Annotated in this window: 17 protein-coding genes; 10 read left to right on the forward strand and 7 right to left on the reverse strand. The window is 56.3% G+C overall.

Going from position 1 to position 16,686, the window contains the following annotated elements; genetic code table 11:
* Window positions 1-41: 41 nt before the first annotated feature.
* The 3 genes from BC777_RS17600 to BC777_RS17610 are packed head-to-tail and all read right to left on the reverse strand — an operon-like array spanning window position 42 to window position 2,350.
* Window positions 42-1,091 (reverse strand): saccharopine dehydrogenase, encoded by a 1,050-nt coding sequence (locus BC777_RS17600; RefSeq protein WP_211095398.1) that lies wholly within the window; start codon window positions 1,089-1,091, stop codon window positions 42-44.
* Window positions 1,091-1,693, reverse strand: a complete 603-nt coding sequence (locus tag BC777_RS17605) for a glutathione S-transferase family protein (RefSeq protein WP_100369527.1) — start codon at window positions 1,691-1,693, stop codon at window positions 1,091-1,093. Before BC777_RS17605 ends, BC777_RS17600 begins: the two co-directional genes overlap by 1 nt.
* Window positions 1,694-1,705: 12 nt before the next feature.
* Window positions 1,706-2,350 carry a histidine phosphatase family protein gene (locus BC777_RS17610; protein ID WP_100369528.1) on the reverse strand — a complete coding sequence of 215 codons (645 nt, stop codon included), beginning with the start codon at window positions 2,348-2,350 and terminating at the stop codon, window positions 1,706-1,708.
* Window positions 2,351-2,867: 517 nt separating this feature from the next.
* Here BC777_RS17610 and BC777_RS17620 point away from each other — a divergent pair.
* From BC777_RS17620 to recQ, 3 genes are all read left to right on the forward strand, one after another.
* Window positions 2,868-3,200 carry a hypothetical protein gene (locus tag BC777_RS17620; protein ID WP_100369530.1) on the forward strand — a complete coding sequence of 111 codons (333 nt, stop codon included), beginning with the start codon at window positions 2,868-2,870 and terminating at the stop codon, window positions 3,198-3,200.
* 94 nt (window positions 3,201-3,294) lie between these two features.
* Window positions 3,295-3,627, forward strand: coding sequence for a hypothetical protein (locus BC777_RS17625; protein WP_100369531.1), 333 nt, complete (start codon window positions 3,295-3,297; stop codon window positions 3,625-3,627).
* A gap of 158 nt (window positions 3,628-3,785) precedes the next feature.
* Window positions 3,786-5,822 carry a DNA helicase RecQ gene (gene recQ / locus BC777_RS17630; protein WP_100369532.1) on the forward strand — a complete coding sequence of 679 codons (2,037 nt, stop codon included), beginning with the start codon at window positions 3,786-3,788 and terminating at the stop codon, window positions 5,820-5,822.
* On the opposite strand, the gene BC777_RS17635 is transcribed toward recQ, so the two are convergent.
* On the reverse strand, window positions 5,819-7,036 hold the full coding sequence (locus tag BC777_RS17635) for an MFS transporter (RefSeq protein WP_100369533.1): 1,218 nt from the start codon (window positions 7,034-7,036) through the stop codon (window positions 5,819-5,821). The two genes, recQ and BC777_RS17635, sit on opposite strands and share 4 nt — an antisense overlap.
* Before the next feature lie 33 nt (window positions 7,037-7,069).
* Window positions 7,070-7,462: a GFA family protein gene (locus tag BC777_RS17640; RefSeq protein ID WP_100369534.1), complete on the reverse strand. Its 393-nt coding sequence runs from the start codon at window positions 7,460-7,462 to the stop codon at window positions 7,070-7,072.
* A 128-nt stretch (window positions 7,463-7,590) separates the two neighbouring features.
* Between BC777_RS17640 and truB the strand changes: the two genes are divergently transcribed.
* The 4 genes from truB to rpsO all read left to right on the forward strand — a co-directional run bounded on the left by truB (window position 7,591) and on the right by rpsO (window position 10,358).
* Window positions 7,591-8,496 carry a tRNA pseudouridine(55) synthase TruB gene (gene truB, locus BC777_RS17645; protein WP_100369535.1) on the forward strand — a complete coding sequence of 302 codons (906 nt, stop codon included), beginning with the start codon at window positions 7,591-7,593 and terminating at the stop codon, window positions 8,494-8,496.
* Window positions 8,497-9,009 carry a DUF1643 domain-containing protein gene (locus BC777_RS17650; protein ID WP_100369536.1) on the forward strand — a complete coding sequence of 171 codons (513 nt, stop codon included), beginning with the start codon at window positions 8,497-8,499 and terminating at the stop codon, window positions 9,007-9,009.
* 101 nt (window positions 9,010-9,110) lie between these two features.
* The gene (locus BC777_RS17655; RefSeq protein WP_245834461.1) at window positions 9,111-9,950 is read left to right on the forward strand and encodes a calcium-binding protein; all 840 of its coding nucleotides are present in this window, start codon (window positions 9,111-9,113) and stop codon (window positions 9,948-9,950) included.
* Window positions 9,951-10,088: 138 nt separating this feature from the next.
* The gene (gene rpsO, locus BC777_RS17660; RefSeq protein ID WP_100369537.1) at window positions 10,089-10,358 is read left to right on the forward strand and encodes a 30S ribosomal protein S15; all 270 of its coding nucleotides are present in this window, start codon (window positions 10,089-10,091) and stop codon (window positions 10,356-10,358) included.
* A 76-nt stretch (window positions 10,359-10,434) separates the two neighbouring features.
* Here the strand turns inward: rpsO and BC777_RS17665 are convergent, their stop codons facing one another.
* The gene (locus BC777_RS17665; RefSeq protein WP_100369538.1) at window positions 10,435-11,154 is read right to left on the reverse strand and encodes an Lpg1974 family pore-forming outer membrane protein; all 720 of its coding nucleotides are present in this window, start codon (window positions 11,152-11,154) and stop codon (window positions 10,435-10,437) included.
* A gap of 276 nt (window positions 11,155-11,430) precedes the next feature.
* On the opposite strand from BC777_RS17665, the gene pnp reads away from it, so the two are divergent.
* Both pnp and BC777_RS17675 read left to right on the forward strand, forming a co-directional pair.
* Window positions 11,431-13,563, forward strand: a complete 2,133-nt coding sequence (gene pnp / locus BC777_RS17670; protein WP_100369539.1) for a polyribonucleotide nucleotidyltransferase — start codon at window positions 11,431-11,433, stop codon at window positions 13,561-13,563.
* 195 nt (window positions 13,564-13,758) lie between these two features.
* Entirely contained in the window at window positions 13,759-14,373 is a 615-nt protein-coding gene (locus BC777_RS17675) for an autotransporter domain-containing protein (protein WP_100369540.1), read from the forward strand.
* A 56-nt stretch (window positions 14,374-14,429) separates the two neighbouring features.
* On the opposite strand, the gene BC777_RS17680 is transcribed toward BC777_RS17675, so the two are convergent.
* Window positions 14,430-15,083 (reverse strand): peroxiredoxin, encoded by a 654-nt coding sequence (locus BC777_RS17680; protein ID WP_100369541.1) that lies wholly within the window; start codon window positions 15,081-15,083, stop codon window positions 14,430-14,432.
* A gap of 123 nt (window positions 15,084-15,206) precedes the next feature.
* Here BC777_RS17680 and BC777_RS17685 point away from each other — a divergent pair, with 123 nt between their 5' ends.
* Window positions 15,207-16,646: an aldehyde dehydrogenase family protein gene (locus BC777_RS17685; RefSeq protein WP_100369542.1), complete on the forward strand. Its 1,440-nt coding sequence runs from the start codon at window positions 15,207-15,209 to the stop codon at window positions 16,644-16,646.
* Window positions 16,647-16,686: the final 40 nt, after the last annotated feature.

Raw genomic sequence — 16,686 nt, forward strand, 5'->3', positions numbered from 1 at the left:
GGATCATGATCCACCTTACCTTTCACGAAACCTGCGTCCGGTCAGGATGTTGCCCGTTCAAACCACACCCGTGCCCGCCCCCAGACACCATCGTCAATCTGCCCGAGTGTCATCAGATGCGGCAAAAGCTGTTCGGCAAAGTCTTCGCTGCTCTCGGTAGGCAGCATAGAGGGCAGGTTGTCGATTGCCGTGACATCGAGCACAGGGTGGTCATGTACCCGGAGCGCAGGCGCATCCCATGTGGTCGTGCGGTCATAGACCTTGATCGGGGAAAAATCGCTGCCGGGGTCGCAGGCGATGTCGCCAACGACCGAGAGCGCGCGCGGCGCCACTTTGGTGCTGGAGGGCACAAACACTGGCGTGCCGGGGCGCGCCAGAATGCAGTTGAGAAAGATATCATGCGCCAGCACTTGCGGGAATGGTCCGCCTGAGGCGGTTTCAGCCATATCCCATTTCGTCGTGGCTACTCCCATGGCATGACACAGATCAGCCGCCCCTGAGCCGACCCGCCCCAAAGCGCCGATGATCAGCGCGGTTGGGCGCCGGGTCCCCAGCGCCACCAACGCCTGTTGCAGTTCCATTAGCAGATGGTTCGCGCTGGGGTAGGCTTTCACAGGTCCTGCAACCTGTTCGTTTTGTTGTGCCAACCAGCACATCAGCGACACAGCCGCGCCGGCATATCCCGCCCAATAGCCAAAGGCCGCAACCCGCCGTCCATCTGTGTCCGTCAGATATTCCAGATCATAAAGTGTACCGTCGCCCGTCTTGAACCGGTCTAGTAGGATCTTCCCTGATGGTTGCCCCTTATAAGCATGACCAAACATGATGTGGCGGTGCCGGAGTGGCGTGCCGTCGTCGGGCAGTTCCTTGAGGCCGAAGATGATCGCATCTTGCGGGGCATCAACCCAAGAAAATTCAGATGCAATCGCGCATCCGGCGGCGGCATAATCGGCGGTTGGCAAACTGCGTTGTGTGCTTTCCTCAACGGTCACCTGATATCCGGCCGACATCAGCTTGGCAGCACCTTGCGGGGTCAGCCCGACGCGTGCTTCGTGCGGACGGGCCTCGGACCGGACCCAGATATGGGTCATCACAGCATGCCTTTTTCAAAGACCGCCTGCACAGAGGCTTTGGTGTTCATCCGGTGCTGGAACGCCTCTAGCCGCGGGAAATGGGTGATATCGACGCCATCGCCTGGTAGCCAGGTTAGGACCACATAGAGGTAGGCATCCGAAAGCACCTCTAACGTGCCGGTGTGAAAGGGAAGGCTGGGCAGATATTCTTCAAGATGCACGGAACAATCCCGTATCCGCTCTGGCACTTTCCGTTTCATATCGGCGAGTGAACTTTCTTCATCAGCCCAACGCTCCCCCCGCAGCCCATGGGCGTGATGGGGGTGCATCGTACCGTTGAGATACGCCATGAGTTCGCGCATCTTGGCCGCAGCAAAGGCATCTTCGGGCACAAGTTGCGGGGCCACGTATTCGATGATCGCCGGGGTCTCGGTCAGGATACCATCGGGGGTTTCCAATGCGGGCACCCGGCCTTTGGGGTTGATCTCGCGATAGTCCTGTTTGGTTTGCTCGGCGGTTGCGAAATCAATGCGGACGGCTTCATACGGGATTTCCAGCTCTTCGAGAACAATGGCGATAGCGACAGAGATGGTGCGCGGGGCGTAGTGCAGTTTCAGCATGGGCGTGGTCCTTTAGTAATGTGTCTGGGCATGAATGCGGTCATCCCGGTCCAGATGCGGCACGGCATTAAAGCTGGCAAGGATCGGACCTTGGGGGATGACATGCACCCGGTGCAGTGAACTGTTCATGATCGGTAGCAGCACGTGCGCCATGCGCGTGGGATCAAGGTTCAGCAGATGGCGGATGATCATGCCGATCACCCCGCCAGAGGTGACGCATAAGACGCGTACCCCCGGACTTGCCGCCTCTTGCAGAACAGAGGTCACGCGGTCCTCGAAGGAAGCAAAGCTTTCGACGCCCATAATCTCGGCTTTATGCCAAGCTTCCATTACTTGGGGGACATGGCTGGCGAATTCATCGGGGCCGGGGAAGGGCACACCGTGCACATCTTCCAACGCTTGGCCTAGATTGAAGTAATCCATCTCGTTCAGGCGGGGGTCGATGTGGGGATCTTGGTAACCGATGCCGGCGGCGGTTTCTTTATGGCGGCGCAGGCTGCCGGAAATGACTTTGTCAAAGGCGCCTTCGCGGTCAGAAAGGTAGTCACCCAGCCATTTTGCCTGTTGGTGGCCCAGATCAGACAACCGGTCATAGCTTTCTTCATCGGTTGCACCTGAATTGGCCTGCCCGTGCCGAACTAAAATGATCTCGCCCATCAGATACCTCCTGAACCAATAGGGTTACGGGGTGTGACAGGGCTTGGCAACGACTCAAAATCGTGGGTGCGGCTGCTTCGATAGCGAAGTCGGGGACTGCTAAGCCCCTGATTTCCTGTCACATGGGTCACGCGGGCGCGAGGTTGGAGAAATAATCGCACCTCACAGAAATGCGCCTAACTGAAATCTGTGAACAGGTGAAAAACTTTTGATCCAGTTTTGGCTGCCCCAAGGGCAACTGGCGCACAAAGAGGACTCCTTTTCTGTGCATAAATGCGCAGAACTGTTCCGGTAGAACGAAAACTCGCATGTCAAGCACCAACGCCGATCACATCGATCACCATTTTCGTGATCGGTGTGCACCTTCCCGAACCGGCCTTTCTGACCAATCTTAGTCTCATCGAAACGCGGCACACCCCGCCGCACAAACAAACCCAACCGCGGCAGATGCGCCGCACAAACATACGAAAACGCGGCATCGAACGCCGCACCACAAAAACTGAAAAGGAACAAACCCATGTCTATCAAATCAATCGCATTCGTCGCCGCTACAGTCGCTGCTACTGCTTCTGTCGCTACCGCTGACAACTACTTCGAATTCGGCGAGAATCTGGACAGCTCATCTGTCCTGGATCTTGGCCTGGTCCGCGCTGAAGGCGCAGGCGTTGTCGAAATCTACGATTTCGCAACAGGTGAAGTCGGCGCCTTGTTGGGCACTGAGACCGTGAATGCCGGTGCAAACGCAGATGTTCGCGTCAATGTTGGTGCCCGTCCAAAGCAGGACGTGATCGCACTGCTGAAAGTTGACGGCCAGACCGTTGCGCAGCGCGACTACGACATCAACCAGTAATCCCCCCTCGGTGGTGGCCCGATGACGGGTCGCCACCACCAAAACACATAGCAGTTCTCCCGCTGCACATACACAAATCTAAAGGAACATAACCATGTCTATCAAATCAATCGCACTCGTCGCCGCTACCATCGCTGCCACCGCTTCTTTTGCCTCCGCTGACAGCTATTTTGAGTACAACGAAAACCTGGAAAGCGGCACCGTTCTGGATCTTGGCATCGTACGTGCCGAAGGTGCTGGCGTTGTGGAAATCTACGACTATGGCACAGGCGAACTTGGCGCCTTGTTGGGTACTGAGACCGTGAATGCCGGTGCAAACGCAGATGTTCGCGTCAATGTTGGCGCAAACCCAAAGCGTGACGTGATCGCCATTCTGAAAGTTGATGGTCAAGCTGTCGCCCAACGCGACTACGACATCAACAGCTAAGCAGGAAGGCGTCCCCCTTCCCGTTCCTTGGGCCGGCATCCTTTCGGGGGTGTCGGCCTTTTGTATTTTTGCCGCATCACTGCCTCTTGTTAACTGATTCTTACCGTGGGATTGTCACGCTCAAGAGCAGCAAGAATTGCAAAAAACAGGGTATCTGCGTGTCCACCACATCGCTTCTGAGTGACGTTTTCGGCTTTGATGCCTTTCGCCCGGGTCAGGAAGAGATCGTTGATGCCGTGATCGCAGGTGAAAACACTCTCGCGATCATGCCAACGGGCGGCGGGAAATCCTTGTGTTTTCAATTGCCTGCCTTGGCCCGAAACGGCGTCACTGTCGTCATTTCTCCCCTCATTGCCCTGATGCGTGATCAGGTGCGCGGTTTGCGTGAAGCGGGTGTTGAGGCCGGTGCTTTGACGTCCGGCAATACCCCCGAAGAAACCGATGCCGTTTGGCAGGCGTTGGAGGCCGGTACGCTCAAGCTCTTGTACATGGCGCCCGAACGCCTTGCCTCGGGCGGCACGATGAACATGCTGCGCCGCGCAGGTATCAGCCTGATCGCGGTGGACGAGGCCCATTGCGTCAGCCAATGGGGCCATGATTTCCGCCCTGATTATCTGCGGATTGGTGAGTTGAAGCGCACGCTGGGTGTGCCATTGGCCGCCTTCACTGCGACTGCGGATGCTGAAACACGCGAAGAGATTGTTGAAAAGCTTTTTGGTGGGCAGCAACCGTCCACTTTTCTACGCGGCTTTGACCGGCCGAATATTCACTTGGCATTTGCCGTCAAAGATAGCCCCCGCAATCAGATTCTGAACTTTGCCGCTGCGCGCAAAGGGCAGTCGGGTATCGTCTATTGCGGAACGCGCGCAAAGACCGAAACGCTGGCCAAGGCGTTGTCCGAAACGGGCCATCGCGCCTGCCATTACCATGGCGGCATGGAGGCGGAGGACCGGCGCATTGTGGAACGCCGCTTCCAGCAAGAGGACGGGTTGATTGTTTGCGCCACAGTTGCCTTTGGCATGGGGATCGACAAGCCCGACATCCGCTGGGTCGCCCATGCGGACCTGCCCAAATCGATCGAGGCCTATTATCAGGAAATTGGTCGCGCGGGCCGGGATGGCGCACCTGCTGAAACCCTGACCCTTTTTGGTCCCGACGACATCCGCTATCGCCGCCAGCAGATTGATGAAGGGTTGGCCCCGCCAGAGCGCCGCGCGGCGGATCATGGGCGGTTGAATGCGCTATTGGGACTGGCAGAGGCGTTGCGCTGTCGCCGTCAGAATCTGCTTGAGTATTTCGGTGAAACGCCTGGCCCTTGCGGGCATTGTGACCTCTGTGAAAAACCGGCTGAGGTTTTTGATGGCACGACGGCTGTGCGCATGGCTTTGTCGGCAGCTCTGCGGACAGAAGAGTGGTTCGGTGCTGGGCATCTGATCGATATCTTGTTGGGTAACGCCACAGATAAAATCCAACAACGCGGCCATGACAGCCTGCCGACTTATGGTGTCGGCAAGGATTACGACAAAAGGCAATGGCAGGCGATTTTCCGGCAGATGATGGGCCATGACCTACTGCGCCCTGATCGTGAACGGCATGGCGCACTGCGGATGACGGAACATGCGCGCCCTATCCTGCGGGGTGAGGCGACGATTGAACTGCGCAAGGATACAATCAAAGCGGCGCGTGGTTCAGGCCCGAAGGTGCGGATGTTGGTGAGCGAGGAAGATGCCCCGCTTCTTTCAGCGCTGAAAGCGAAGCGGCGCTATCTGGCAGAGCAGGCGAATGCCCCGGCCTATATCATCTTCAACGACCGCACTTTAATCGAGATGGCCGAGAAGCGGCCTATGACGCTGGATGAGATGGCGCATATCGGCGGTGTCGGGGCCAAGAAGCTGGAAAACTATGGGCGTGATTTTCTTGAGGTGATCGCCGGTGCGACCGAAGAGGTGCATCCTATGCGCCGTAAGCTGGCGGGGCGCGATGAAGGTGCGGTTTACGACCGTCTGATGCAGGTGCAAGCTTCGCTCAACCGTGGGCCGCACGGGGCCGATAAACCGATGAGTTGCTCGGCCTCAATGCTGGCCAAGGTTGCTCAACTACGCGGCGCTGATATGGAACACCTGACGCGTGTGATTGGCGATAAATATGCAGAACGGTTTGGTGATGCTTTCTTGGAAGTGTTGGAAGGCAATTAGTCCAAGCTCAGCTTGAACACTGCATAAGCTAACAACGCAGCACAGCTAAGCCCTGCCAAAAGGAACGGTGCGCGGATCGCCATCTCGCGCCCCATATCGTCTTCTAAAACCGACACGAGCAGGCCACCGGCCAACGCACCCAGCGGCATCGATCCCCAGCCAAAGAAGCGGTAGATGCTATTCACACGGCCTAAGAGTTCGGACGGGATACGGCGCTGCCGCCATGAAACGGTGATGACGTTCCACAGCATCGCGGCGGCCATCACACCATAAAGGGCGCAGGCCATCACGACCCCCTGCGAGGTTAGACCGATGGTTGTATAGCCGATCCCCCACCCAGCGACCGATGCGAAAAGGCACAGTTGGATACCGAAAAGCCGCGTCAGCCATGGTGCCAGCAGGCTGCCGGAAATCGCGCCCATCGCGGCGGCTGACAGGACCAAACCGTAAGCGGCGGGTGAAAGCGCCAGTACATCCTGTGCAAAAAGCACTTGTACCGTCAGCGTTGCCGTGGCGATGAAATTTGCGATGCCCAGCACGATTGCCAGCCTCAAAAGCAGGGCATCACCGCGCATGAAGGCGATCCCTTCCAAAAGGGCCTGACCAAACCCGGTTTGCGCTTTGAGCGTCGGCTGCAGTGTGATCAGCCAGACCAATCCTGCCGCCAAAACCAGAAACCCGGCATGCAGGCCAAAAGGCACTGCGATGCCCGCTGCAATCAATACCCCGGCCAAAGGCGGGCCGATGAATTGCCCGGTCAGCTGTTCGGTGCTCCACAACTGCCCATTCGCCTTTTCAAGGTCTTCTGAGGCGACGATGGATGGCAGGATCGTTTGCGCCGCATTGTCCCTGAGCACTTCCGCGGAGCCAAGCAAGAAGGCCAGCCCCGCCAGCAGCCAAACGCCCCCTTCATCATGGCTTTGCAAGGCAAGCAGCATAATCGCAAATGCAATCACGGCCCGCAGCAGATCAGCCCGCGCAATCAGCTTGCGCCGGTCTACTCGGTCAATGATCACACCTGCGGGGATGGCGAAAAACAACCATGGCAACCGCCCTGCGGCTGCGACCGCGCCGATCATCAGCGCATTGTCCGTCATCAACGTGGCCAGCCATGGCAGCGCCAGCACCACCAAACCATCGCCGAGGTTCGTCAGGGCACCAGCACTGAACAGCAAGCGGAAGTTCCGGTTTCGGGCAAGAAGTGCTGTGGCCATCTTTGGTCTTTCCTATTCTGATGATCTGCCGCCCTAAAGGTTTGGCAACCTATCGGCGAGGTGAAGCCAAGACAGCTTTTCATCTGCATGGTAGTGCGCCATTGGTACAACCTTATCCGGCTCTGCAAGAAGTGCTGCATAAAAATGCACCTCGTCGGGAAAACGTGTCGTGCGGAAAAACATCGGCGATCCGCAGGTCGGGCAAAAGCCGCGTGTCGTGCCGGGGCTGCTTTCGTAGGATGCGGGCGTCGTTCCAACAAAGCGCCATGCGCCATTAGGGTGTCCGATCCATGTGGTCATGGGCGAGGCCGTTGCTTTGCGACAGCTTTCGCAATGGCAATGACCAACCCAGTTATGCGGTCCTTCCAATTCAAACCGGCAGGCCCCGCAAAGGCAGTTGCCCTTTTGCACGATCGGCTGAGACATGGAGACGCTCCGTTGCAATATGACAAACCAAGCATGAAAGGGGCGACACCCAGCGTCAAGGCGTGCGCGATATTGACCAGTCCCTGCGGACCCAATAGCAAGCGCGCACAAAAGCAAGGGGCAATGACATGGCACGCAGACGCAAGGGGCGCGATATTTCGGGGTGGCTGGTTGTGGATAAACCCGCTGGCATCACCTCGACTGCTGTTGTGAACAAGGTGCGCTGGGCGATGGATGCCAAAAAGGCCGGGCACGCTGGTACGCTTGATCCAGAGGCGACAGGTGTGCTGGCGGTGGCTTTGGGTGAGGCGACCAAGACAGTGCCTTATATCACCGACGCGTTGAAGGCCTATACCTTCACCGTGCGGTTGGGGCAGGCGACCAATACCGATGACGCCGATGGTGAGGTGATCGCCACCTCTGATCTTCGCCCGGACGAGACAGAGATCAAAGCCGCTTTGGGTGCGTTTGTTGGTGACATTATGCAGGTGCCTCCTCAGTTTTCTGCCGTGAAGGTGGATGGTGAGCGTGCTTACAAAAAGGCCCGCGATGGCGAAGAGATGGCGCTGGCGGCGCGACCGTTGTGGGTCGAAGAACTGGTGTTGGTTGATCGACCTGACGCTGATCACATTGTGCTGGAAATGACATGTGGCAAAGGCGGCTATGTTCGGTCTATCGCCCGCGACTTGGGGGATGCGTTGGGCTGTAAGGCGCATGTCAAATCACTGCGTCGGATTTGGTCGGGGCCGTTTCAGGCTACCGATGGCGTGACGCTGGAACAGGTGGATGCGCTGGCGAAGACGCCTGATCTGGATGCGCATTTGCAGCCATTGGAGGTTGGCCTCTCTGATCTGCCAGAGGTCCGCTGTCTGGCCGAAAGCGTTGCCAAGCTGCGCAATGGCAACCCTGCTTCGGTTATTGCGACGGACGTGGAATTTGGCGAAGAGGTTTGGGCTTCGTTTGAGGGCAAGGCCATTGCCGTTGGCACCTATCGCGGTGGTGAATTGCAGCCCTCCCGCGTCTTTGTCGTCTAGGTGATCACCCGCAGGCATATCAAAGACGATGCGCCATCCGAGGCTGTCTATTCAGCTTGCGAGCGCTATCGCTATGCGCTGACCCGGACGTGGGACGCGCAGGGCAAGCGTGTGCTCTTTGTGATGCTGAACCCATCAAAGGCCACCGAAGTACAAAACGATCCCACAGTCGAGCGTTGTGAGCGTCGAGCGCGGGCGCTGGGCTTTGGCGCATTTCGCGTGACGAATATCTTTGCGTGGCGCGACACTGACCCGTTTAAAATGCGCAAGGCCAAGGACCCGGTTGGGCCTGAGAATGATACGACGATCCTTGAAGGGGTCGCATGGGCTGATCAGGTGATCGCCGCTTGGGGCACCCACGGCACACACCGTGATCGCGGTCCGCAGATGGAAGTGCTTTTACGACAAACCGGTAAGCCGCTTTATTCGCTTGGCATCAGCAAACACGGGCACCCCAAGCACCCGCTTTACATCAGCTATACGCAGCAACCGATCCTTTGGGATGCTCTTTAGGCATTAACCATTCGTTCAGTTTTCACGCGGTTTCGCTGTGCTCTCATGCTATCCAGTTGCCGTCAGGGTGGGGGCGACTCGGATAGTGGTAGGTTAGCGGAATGCTTGCTCTTTTTGGATTGATGGGGGTCGCTATGGCGGCTGTCGTGATGTCGGACGCGGATGAAGAAGAAACTTCGGTGATGGATGAGACGGCTGAGGATGATGATCCGAGCGTCGATATCAAACCAATTGATGATCTGATCGACCCCAGCGACGAAGACACGGTGATCTTTTCTGGCGATCTGGATGATATCGTGCTGACCGGGGCAGGGGATGATTATCTGGACGGCGAAGATGGCGATGACCATCTGGCCAGCGGCGCGGGCGATGACATCCTGCAAGGCGGGCGCGGCGATGATGCGCTGGATGCGGGTGAGGGCGATGATGAATTAAACGGGCACATTGGGAACGATGTGCTGGCCGGTCGTGCGGGTGATGACACGCTGAATGGCGGCGGCGGTGACGATGTGTTGATGGGTGGTGCTGGCGACGATGCGTTGCTTGGGTCGCTCGGTGATGATGCGTTGGTTGGTGGCAGTGGCGCGGATACGCTGCATGGCGGGTCCGGGGACGACATCCTTTACGACAGGGGTGATGCGGACCTCGACTATATCAACGGCGGTGCCGGTGATGATACGCTGATGGGCGGTACGGGCGACAACCTGCATGGCGGTACGGGTGCCGATACCTTTGCGCTGTTGGTCGATAACGAACTGATCGTTGAAGATTTTGACGCGGCAGAAGACATGATCGAGATCACATATGAAGGCGACGCGCCAGAGTTGCGCACAGTTGATACAAAAGACGGGCTGGTGTTAATGGCGGATGATACGGTCGTTGCGACCTTTCTTGAGCTTTCTGACCTTGATCTGGCACAGATCACTTTGGTCGCCGCCTAACAAAACCCTTTCCTTTTACGCAGAATCCTCCTATTGCACCGCATCCGCGCGGGGTTCACCCCCGCACGGACCCTCCACGGGCCTTTCTGGACGACATCCCGGATCGCGCCATTAACCCTTGATATGAAGGAGACCCCGATGTCGATTACTGCTGAAGAAAAAACACGGATCATGAAGGAATTTGCAACCAAAGAGGGCGACACTGGTTCCCCCGAGGTGCAAGTCGCGATCCTGTCCAGCCGCATCGCGACGCTGACAGAGCACTTCAAGACCCACAAGAAAGACAACCACGGCCGCCGTGGTCTGCTGAAAATGGTCGCCCTGCGTCGCAAGCTTTTGGACTACACAAAGGCCAAAGACGAAGAGCGTTACCAAGACCTGATCAAGCGTCTGGGCCTGCGTCGCTAAGGCGATACGGTTGAGAACGGATTATAGAAGACGCCCACCAATCGGTGGGCGTTTTTTGTTTCAAAGCCGGTTGGGATTAGAATGTAACCGATGCACCTAGCACGACGCCATCGAATCCAACCGTGACGTCAGTTGGGTCTTCAAGACCGCTGAGTACTGTCGCCTCATAGCCGATGCTGAGTGTTGTGCTTCTGTCGCCCAATGCAAAGTCATGCTCGTATCCGAAACCAATCGTCGTCTGGCTCAAATCAGACCGTGCATTTTCTGCCGTCGCCTCACCAACGGCCGTTGTATCACCGTCACCAAACAGCACCGCGGTTTCAAAGTTGCCGTAGATCGCGCCGCCTGGGATGATGGTATGCGCGCCGTTTACGCCGAAAACGCCGCCGACCCCATCAAAATTTGTCTCGCGCCCCTCGCTTGTGAAGTTCTGGTCGTTCAGGCCGAGTGCGCGCAAACCAATCAAAAACTCAAGACTAAGTTCAGGTGTTGCGTCAAATTTGCTGAAGCCGACAAAATCAACCTGCCGGAACGAAAGTTCGGTGGGCGCCCCGCCTTGTCCTTCATTATCGCTCAGATCCATATCCCAGACGCCTAGCCGGAAACCGGCATTCGTCTCAAACGTATAGTCTGCGCTGATACGTGCTGATGTTTCTGCGCCGATACCGTCTTGATTGGCGAAAGCGGCGCTGATTGACGGGGCCTGAATTTCGATACTGATTTCATCCGCCGTTGCGACAGAGGCAGTACTGGTCAAAATACAGGTGATAAGGCTTGCGGATGTAAATTTTGTCATTGGGATGTTCTTTTTCCTATTACTTGTTGCGCTCCGCAGTGGTTACGCCCCAAAGCAGGGGTTTATTCCCGATTGTTTTAAAACATTTGGCTGTCGGGCGATTGGATCGTTTCGGGCGTTACAGCGACCCCCTTCCCAAACGCATCAAAACCCGCTAAGCCCCGCAAATCTTGAGAAGCAGGCGCCCGCATCCCAGCGCCAAAACAAGATATCGGGATGAGGGGGAATACGCCCCCTACGCAAAAAGGCCCGCACTGGGCCAACTAGGAAAACATCATGTTTAATGAAGTGAAGAAATCAATTCAGTGGGGCGAAGAAACGCTGACACTGGAAACGGGCAAGGTTGCCCGCCAAGCAGACGGGTCCGTCATCGCGACATTGGGTGAAACCAGCGTCATGGCCAACGTTACTTTTGCACGAAAGCAAAAGCCGGGGCAGGACTTTTTCCCGCTGACTGTCCACTATCAAGAGAAATATTATGCCGCCGGTAAAGTGCCAGGCGGCTTTTTCAAGCGCGAAGCGCGTCCTACTGAAAAAGAGACGCTGACATCCCGCTTGATCGACCGCCCCATTCGCCCGCTGTTCGTCCCTGGCTTCAAGAACGAAGTTCTGGTGATGTGCACCGTGCTGTCCCACGATATGGTCAACGACCCCGATATGGTTGCGATGATTGCGGCCTCTGCTGCGTTGACGATCTCTGGCGCGCCGTTCATGGGTCCGATCGCAGCTTGCCGCGTTGGTTTTGAGGATGGCGAATACATCCTGAACCCTGAAATCGACGACATGCACAACCTGCGCATGAACCCAGAACAGCGTTTGGACCTTGTTGTGGCCGGCACCAAAGACGCCGTGATGATGGTTGAATCTGAGGCCTATGAGCTGACCGAGGAAGAAATGCTCGGTGCGGTGACATTCGCCCACGATAGCATTCAGCCTGTCATCGACCTGATCATCGATCTGGCCGAAGACACCGCGAAAGAGCCGTTTGACTTCCAGCCAGAGGATTACTCTGACTTGTCAGCCGCTGTGAAAGCCGCTGGTGAAGACAAGATGCGTGCTGCCTATGCAATCACCGACAAGCAGGAACGCACTGCTGCTGTGACTGCCGCCAAGGCCGAGATTGTTGAGGCTCTGACAGAAGAGCAACAGGAAGACGGCAACCTTGGTGCTGCGCTGAAAAAGCTGGAAAGCCAGGTTCTGCGTGGCGATGTCGTGAAGAACGGCAAGCGTATCGATGGCCGTGCACTCGACACCATCCGCCCAATTGTATCCGAGACTGGCATCCTGCCACGCACACATGGTTCTGCCCTGTTCACACGTGGTGAAACCCAAGGTCTGGTTGTGACCACACTGGGTACTGGTGATGACGAGCAGATGATCGACGCGCTGACCGGCATGTATAAATCCAACTTCATGCTGCACTATAACTTCCCACCATACTCTGTTGGTGAAGTTGGTCGTGTAGGCGGCCCCGGCCGTCGCGAGATTGGCCATGGTAAACTGGCATGGCGCGCGCTTCAGGCGGTTCTGCCTGCGGCAACCGATTTCCCATATACCATCCGTCTGGTGTCAGAGATCACTGAATCAAATGGTTCGTCCTCCATGGCGTCCGTCTGTGGTGGTTCCTTGTCCATGATGGACGCAGGTGTGCCGCTGAAAGCACCGGTTGCTGGTGTGGCGATGGGTCTGGTCATGGAAGACGATGGTGAATACGCCATTCTGTCCGACATTCTGGGCGACGAAGACCACCTTGGCGACATGGACTTCAAGGTTGCGGGTACCGAAAATGGCATCACATCCTTGCAGATGGACATCAAGATCGCAGGCATCACGCCAGAGATCATGTCCAAAGCCTTGGCCCAAGCCAAAGCTGGCCGTCTGCACATCCTTGGTGAGATGAGCAAAGCCCTGACCGGCGCGAATGAATTCTCAGTTCACGCACCCAAGATCGAGACCATGCAGATCCCAACCGACAAGATCCGTGAAGTCATCGGGTCGGGCGGTAAGGTTATTCGTGAGATCGTGGAAACATCTGGCGCGAAGGTCGATATCAACGACGAAGGTATCATCAAGCTGGCGTCCAACGATGCTGATGCGATCAAGAAAGCCTACGATATGATCCATTCTATCGTGGCAGAGCCGGAAGAAGGCGTCATCTACAAAGGGAAAGTTGTGAAGCTTGTCGATTTTGGCGCCTTCGTGAACTTCTTTGGTAAGCGTGATGGTCTGGTGCACGTATCCCAGATCGAAAACCGCCGTCTGAACCACCCTTCCGACGTTCTGAAAGAAGGTCAGGAAGTTTGGGTCAAACTGCTGGGCTTTGATGATCGCGGTAAGGTCCGTTTGGCCATGAAGATGGTTGATCAGGAAACCGGCGAAGAGATCACAAAAGAAGAGGCCGAAGACTAGGCCTTCGACTTCTTTTTGAATTCTTAGACCGCTATTGGATAACACCCGGTCAATCGACCGGGTGTTATTGGTTGACAACCTAAAATCTTTATAAAAATTCTATGTTTCGATGCGGTCGCATTAAGCATTTATTCACAAACTGGTAATCAAACGTTCGCATTGCCATCACCATAATATTCTTTCCGAGGGAAACCCATGAACCTTAAGACACTTTTGACAGCCACAGCCCTAACAACAATTGGCGCAATGGCCGCTGCACAAGACACTGGCGACTTTACGGTCGGCACAGGCCTTTCGACCTTTGGGCTGAACCTAGAAGGTGCTTATCAGATTGACCCACAATGGCGCGCACGTGGCGCTTTTATGGGCGGTCTGAGCCTTGATTTCGATGAGACCGACGATGGCGACACTGTCGAGGGTGAATTCAACCTTGGCGGCTTGGCCGCTTTGGCTGACTACTATCCAATGCAAAACGGCTGGCGCATTTCTGGTGGACTGTTCCTGTCCAACACAGATCTGAGTGCATCAGGTCAGGTCAATGGCGATGAGGCTGATGTCACAGCTGAGTTCGCCAACAAGGTGGCACCGATGATCACCACTGGTTACGACTGGCGTTTTGGCAGCGGTTGGGCGATGACGTCTGAGGTTGGCGTCATTCTGACCGGCGGCATTGATATAGAATATGAAGCAGAAAACCCGGCTGATCAGGCGGCTATCGACGCTGATCCCGATGTTCGAGACGCAATCAGTGACGCGGCAGATATAAAAGCACTGCCGTATCTATCACTAGGCGTTTCTTACACATTCTAAGAAAGAGTTGCAGAACATGACAACGGCCGCCTGAATTCACAGGCGGCCTTTTGCGTTTAGTCTTTCAGTTTCGTTGTCCGCAGATAGGGAAAGACTGTTGTGAAATCCCCGAACTTGGCTTGTGCGTCTTCGTTGCTAACCGTCGCCGGGATGATCACATCGTCACCAACATTCCAGTTGGCTGGCGTTGCAACGCCTTTGCCAGCCGCCGTTTGCAGACCGTCCAGCGCGCGCAGTACTTCGGCAAAGTTACGACCGACGTTCATCGGATAAGTCATGGACAGTTTAAGCTGTTTGTCCGGTCCGATGATAAAGACCACGCGGACCGTCGCGCTGTCTGCCGGGGTGCGTCCATCAGGCAGATAGGCGTCCGCAGGCAGCATGTCGAATGCTTTGGCGACCTTCAGCCCTTCATCTGCGATAATGGGAAACCCTGCCTTGCTATTGGCAAAGGTTTCAATATCGTTCTTCCACTTTTTGTGGTCCTCAACGCCATCGACGCTGATCCCCATCACCTTGGTCCCACGTTTGGCCCATTCATCAGCCAGTTGCGCAACGGCCCCGAATTCGGTTGTACAAACGGGAGTGAAATCCTTGGGATGCGAAAACAGGATCGCCCAGCTGTCACCAATCCAGTCATGTAAAGAAAAACTGCCCTGATCGGTTTCGACCGTCAAATCAGGGATCGTATCGTTGATGCGCAGACCCATCTTGGTACTCCTTGTGGTATGAATTCCAAGCCCAATATAGGTAGGATATGACCGTAATACCACATCCGCTTGCGCAAGGCCTGTTGCGATGCCACATTTCTTAAGAAGCTAGGGAGAGCCACGATGATCGAAAGCCGCAATTTCTACATCAACGGTGCATGGGTTCCGCCTGTGGACGCCAATGATCACCATGTGATTGATCCGTCAACTGAGGATGCCTGTGCTGTGATCTCGCTGGGCGATCAGGCGGATACGGATGCAGCGGTTGCTGCGGCAAAGGCGGCCTTCCCTGCGTGGGCGGCAACAGACCCGGAGGCCCGTGCTGGATATGTAAAAGCCATTCTTGATCAGTATGAAGCGCGGGTCGAGGAAATGGCAGAAGCAATCAGCCTGGAAATGGGCGCGCCCATTGATATGGCGCGCAGCAGTCAGGCGCCTTGTTTGCCATGGCATCTAAAGAACTCCCTCGATGCGATGAAACATGTCGAATGGATCAAACCCCTTGGTCCGCATGCCCCGAATGACCGTATTGCGATGGAGCCGATTGGTGTTGTTGGCTTGATCACACCTTGGAACTGGCCAATGAACCAAGTGACGCTCAAGGTAATCCCTGCGATGCTGGCCGGATGCACCATGGTGCTGAAGCCCTCCGAAGAGTCCCCTCTCTCGTCCCTTCTGTTCGCTGAGTTCGTGCATGATGCAGGCGTGCCCGCTGGCGTCTTCAATCTTGTGAACGGCGATGGTGCCGGTGTTGGCAGCCAGCTGTCGCGCCACGAAGATGTGGCGATGATCAGCTTCACGGGGTCCACCCGTGCCGGTAAGGCGATCTCTGCCGCGGCGGCCGAAACGCTCAAGCGGGTAACGCTGGAGTTGGGCGGCAAAGGTGCCAATGTGATCTTTGCCGATGCTGATGAAAAAGCGGTGAAGCGTGGCGTAGTCCATTGCATGAACAACTCTGGTCAGTCCTGCAATGCGCCAACCCGGATGCTTGTTGAACGCGCGATCTACGACCAGACGGTCGAAGCGGCGGCAGAGATTGCAAGCAAGATCACAGTTGGCCCCGCGTCCGAACCCGGTCGCCATATCGGCCCTGTTGTGAACAAGACCCAATGGACCAAAATTCAGGACATGATCGAGGTTGGTATCAATGAAGGTGCCCGTCTGGTTGCTGGCGGTCCCGGCCTGCCAGAGGGGATGAACCGCGGGTACTATGTCCGTCCGACTGTCTTTGCCGATGTGAGCAACGACATGCGTATCGCGCAGGAAGAAATCTTTGGTCCGGTCCTGTCCATCATCCCGTTCGAGGATGAAGTGGATGCGGTGAAGATCGCCAATGACACGCCTTACGGCTTGACCAACTATGTCCAATCCCAAGATGGTGACAAGCGCAACCGCATGGCCCGCGCGCTGCGCTCTGGTATGGTCGAGATGAATGGCAAAGGTCGCGGCGCGGGTTCGCCCTTTGGCGGCATGAAGATGTCCGGCCGCGCCCGCGAAGGCGGTGTGTGGGGGATTGAGGAGTTTCTCGAAGTCAAAGCAATCTCTGGCTGGGCTGCCGAGTAGCATCATGTGCAGGTACGCACCAATTAGGTGCGCCTATCGG

It is taken from the genome of Yoonia maricola (assembly GCF_002797915.1).
In the GTDB taxonomy this organism is placed as follows: Bacteria; Pseudomonadota; Alphaproteobacteria; order Rhodobacterales; family Rhodobacteraceae; genus Yoonia; species Yoonia maricola.

Coding starts and splice junctions, on each gene's coding strand:
- BC777_RS17625 (WP_100369531.1), top strand. CDS start 3,295: ATGTCTATCAAATCAATCGCACTCGTCGCCGCTACCATCGCTGCCACC.
- BC777_RS17665 (WP_100369538.1), bottom strand. CDS start 11,154: ATGACAAAATTTACATCCGCAAGCCTTATCACCTGTATTTTGACCAGT.
- truB (WP_100369535.1), top strand. CDS start 7,591: ATGGCACGCAGACGCAAGGGGCGCGATATTTCGGGGTGGCTGGTTGTG.
- BC777_RS17620 (WP_100369530.1), top strand. CDS start 2,868: ATGTCTATCAAATCAATCGCATTCGTCGCCGCTACAGTCGCTGCTACT.
- BC777_RS17640 (WP_100369534.1), bottom strand. CDS start 7,462: ATGTCTCAGCCGATCGTGCAAAAGGGCAACTGCCTTTGCGGGGCCTGC.
- BC777_RS17675 (WP_100369540.1), top strand. CDS start 13,759: ATGAACCTTAAGACACTTTTGACAGCCACAGCCCTAACAACAATTGGC.
- BC777_RS17655 (WP_245834461.1), top strand. CDS start 9,111: ATGCTTGCTCTTTTTGGATTGATGGGGGTCGCTATGGCGGCTGTCGTG.
- BC777_RS17680 (WP_100369541.1), bottom strand. CDS start 15,083: ATGGGTCTGCGCATCAACGATACGATCCCTGATTTGACGGTCGAAACC.
- BC777_RS17685 (WP_100369542.1), top strand. CDS start 15,207: ATGATCGAAAGCCGCAATTTCTACATCAACGGTGCATGGGTTCCGCCT.
- BC777_RS17610 (WP_100369528.1), bottom strand. CDS start 2,350: ATGGGCGAGATCATTTTAGTTCGGCACGGGCAGGCCAATTCAGGTGCA.
- BC777_RS17635 (WP_100369533.1), bottom strand. CDS start 7,036: ATGGCCACAGCACTTCTTGCCCGAAACCGGAACTTCCGCTTGCTGTTC.
- BC777_RS17600 (WP_211095398.1), bottom strand. CDS start 1,091: ATGACCCATATCTGGGTCCGGTCCGAGGCCCGTCCGCACGAAGCACGC.
- BC777_RS17605 (WP_100369527.1), bottom strand. CDS start 1,693: ATGCTGAAACTGCACTACGCCCCGCGCACCATCTCTGTCGCTATCGCC.
- pnp (WP_100369539.1), top strand. CDS start 11,431: ATGTTTAATGAAGTGAAGAAATCAATTCAGTGGGGCGAAGAAACGCTG.
- rpsO (WP_100369537.1), top strand. CDS start 10,089: ATGTCGATTACTGCTGAAGAAAAAACACGGATCATGAAGGAATTTGCA.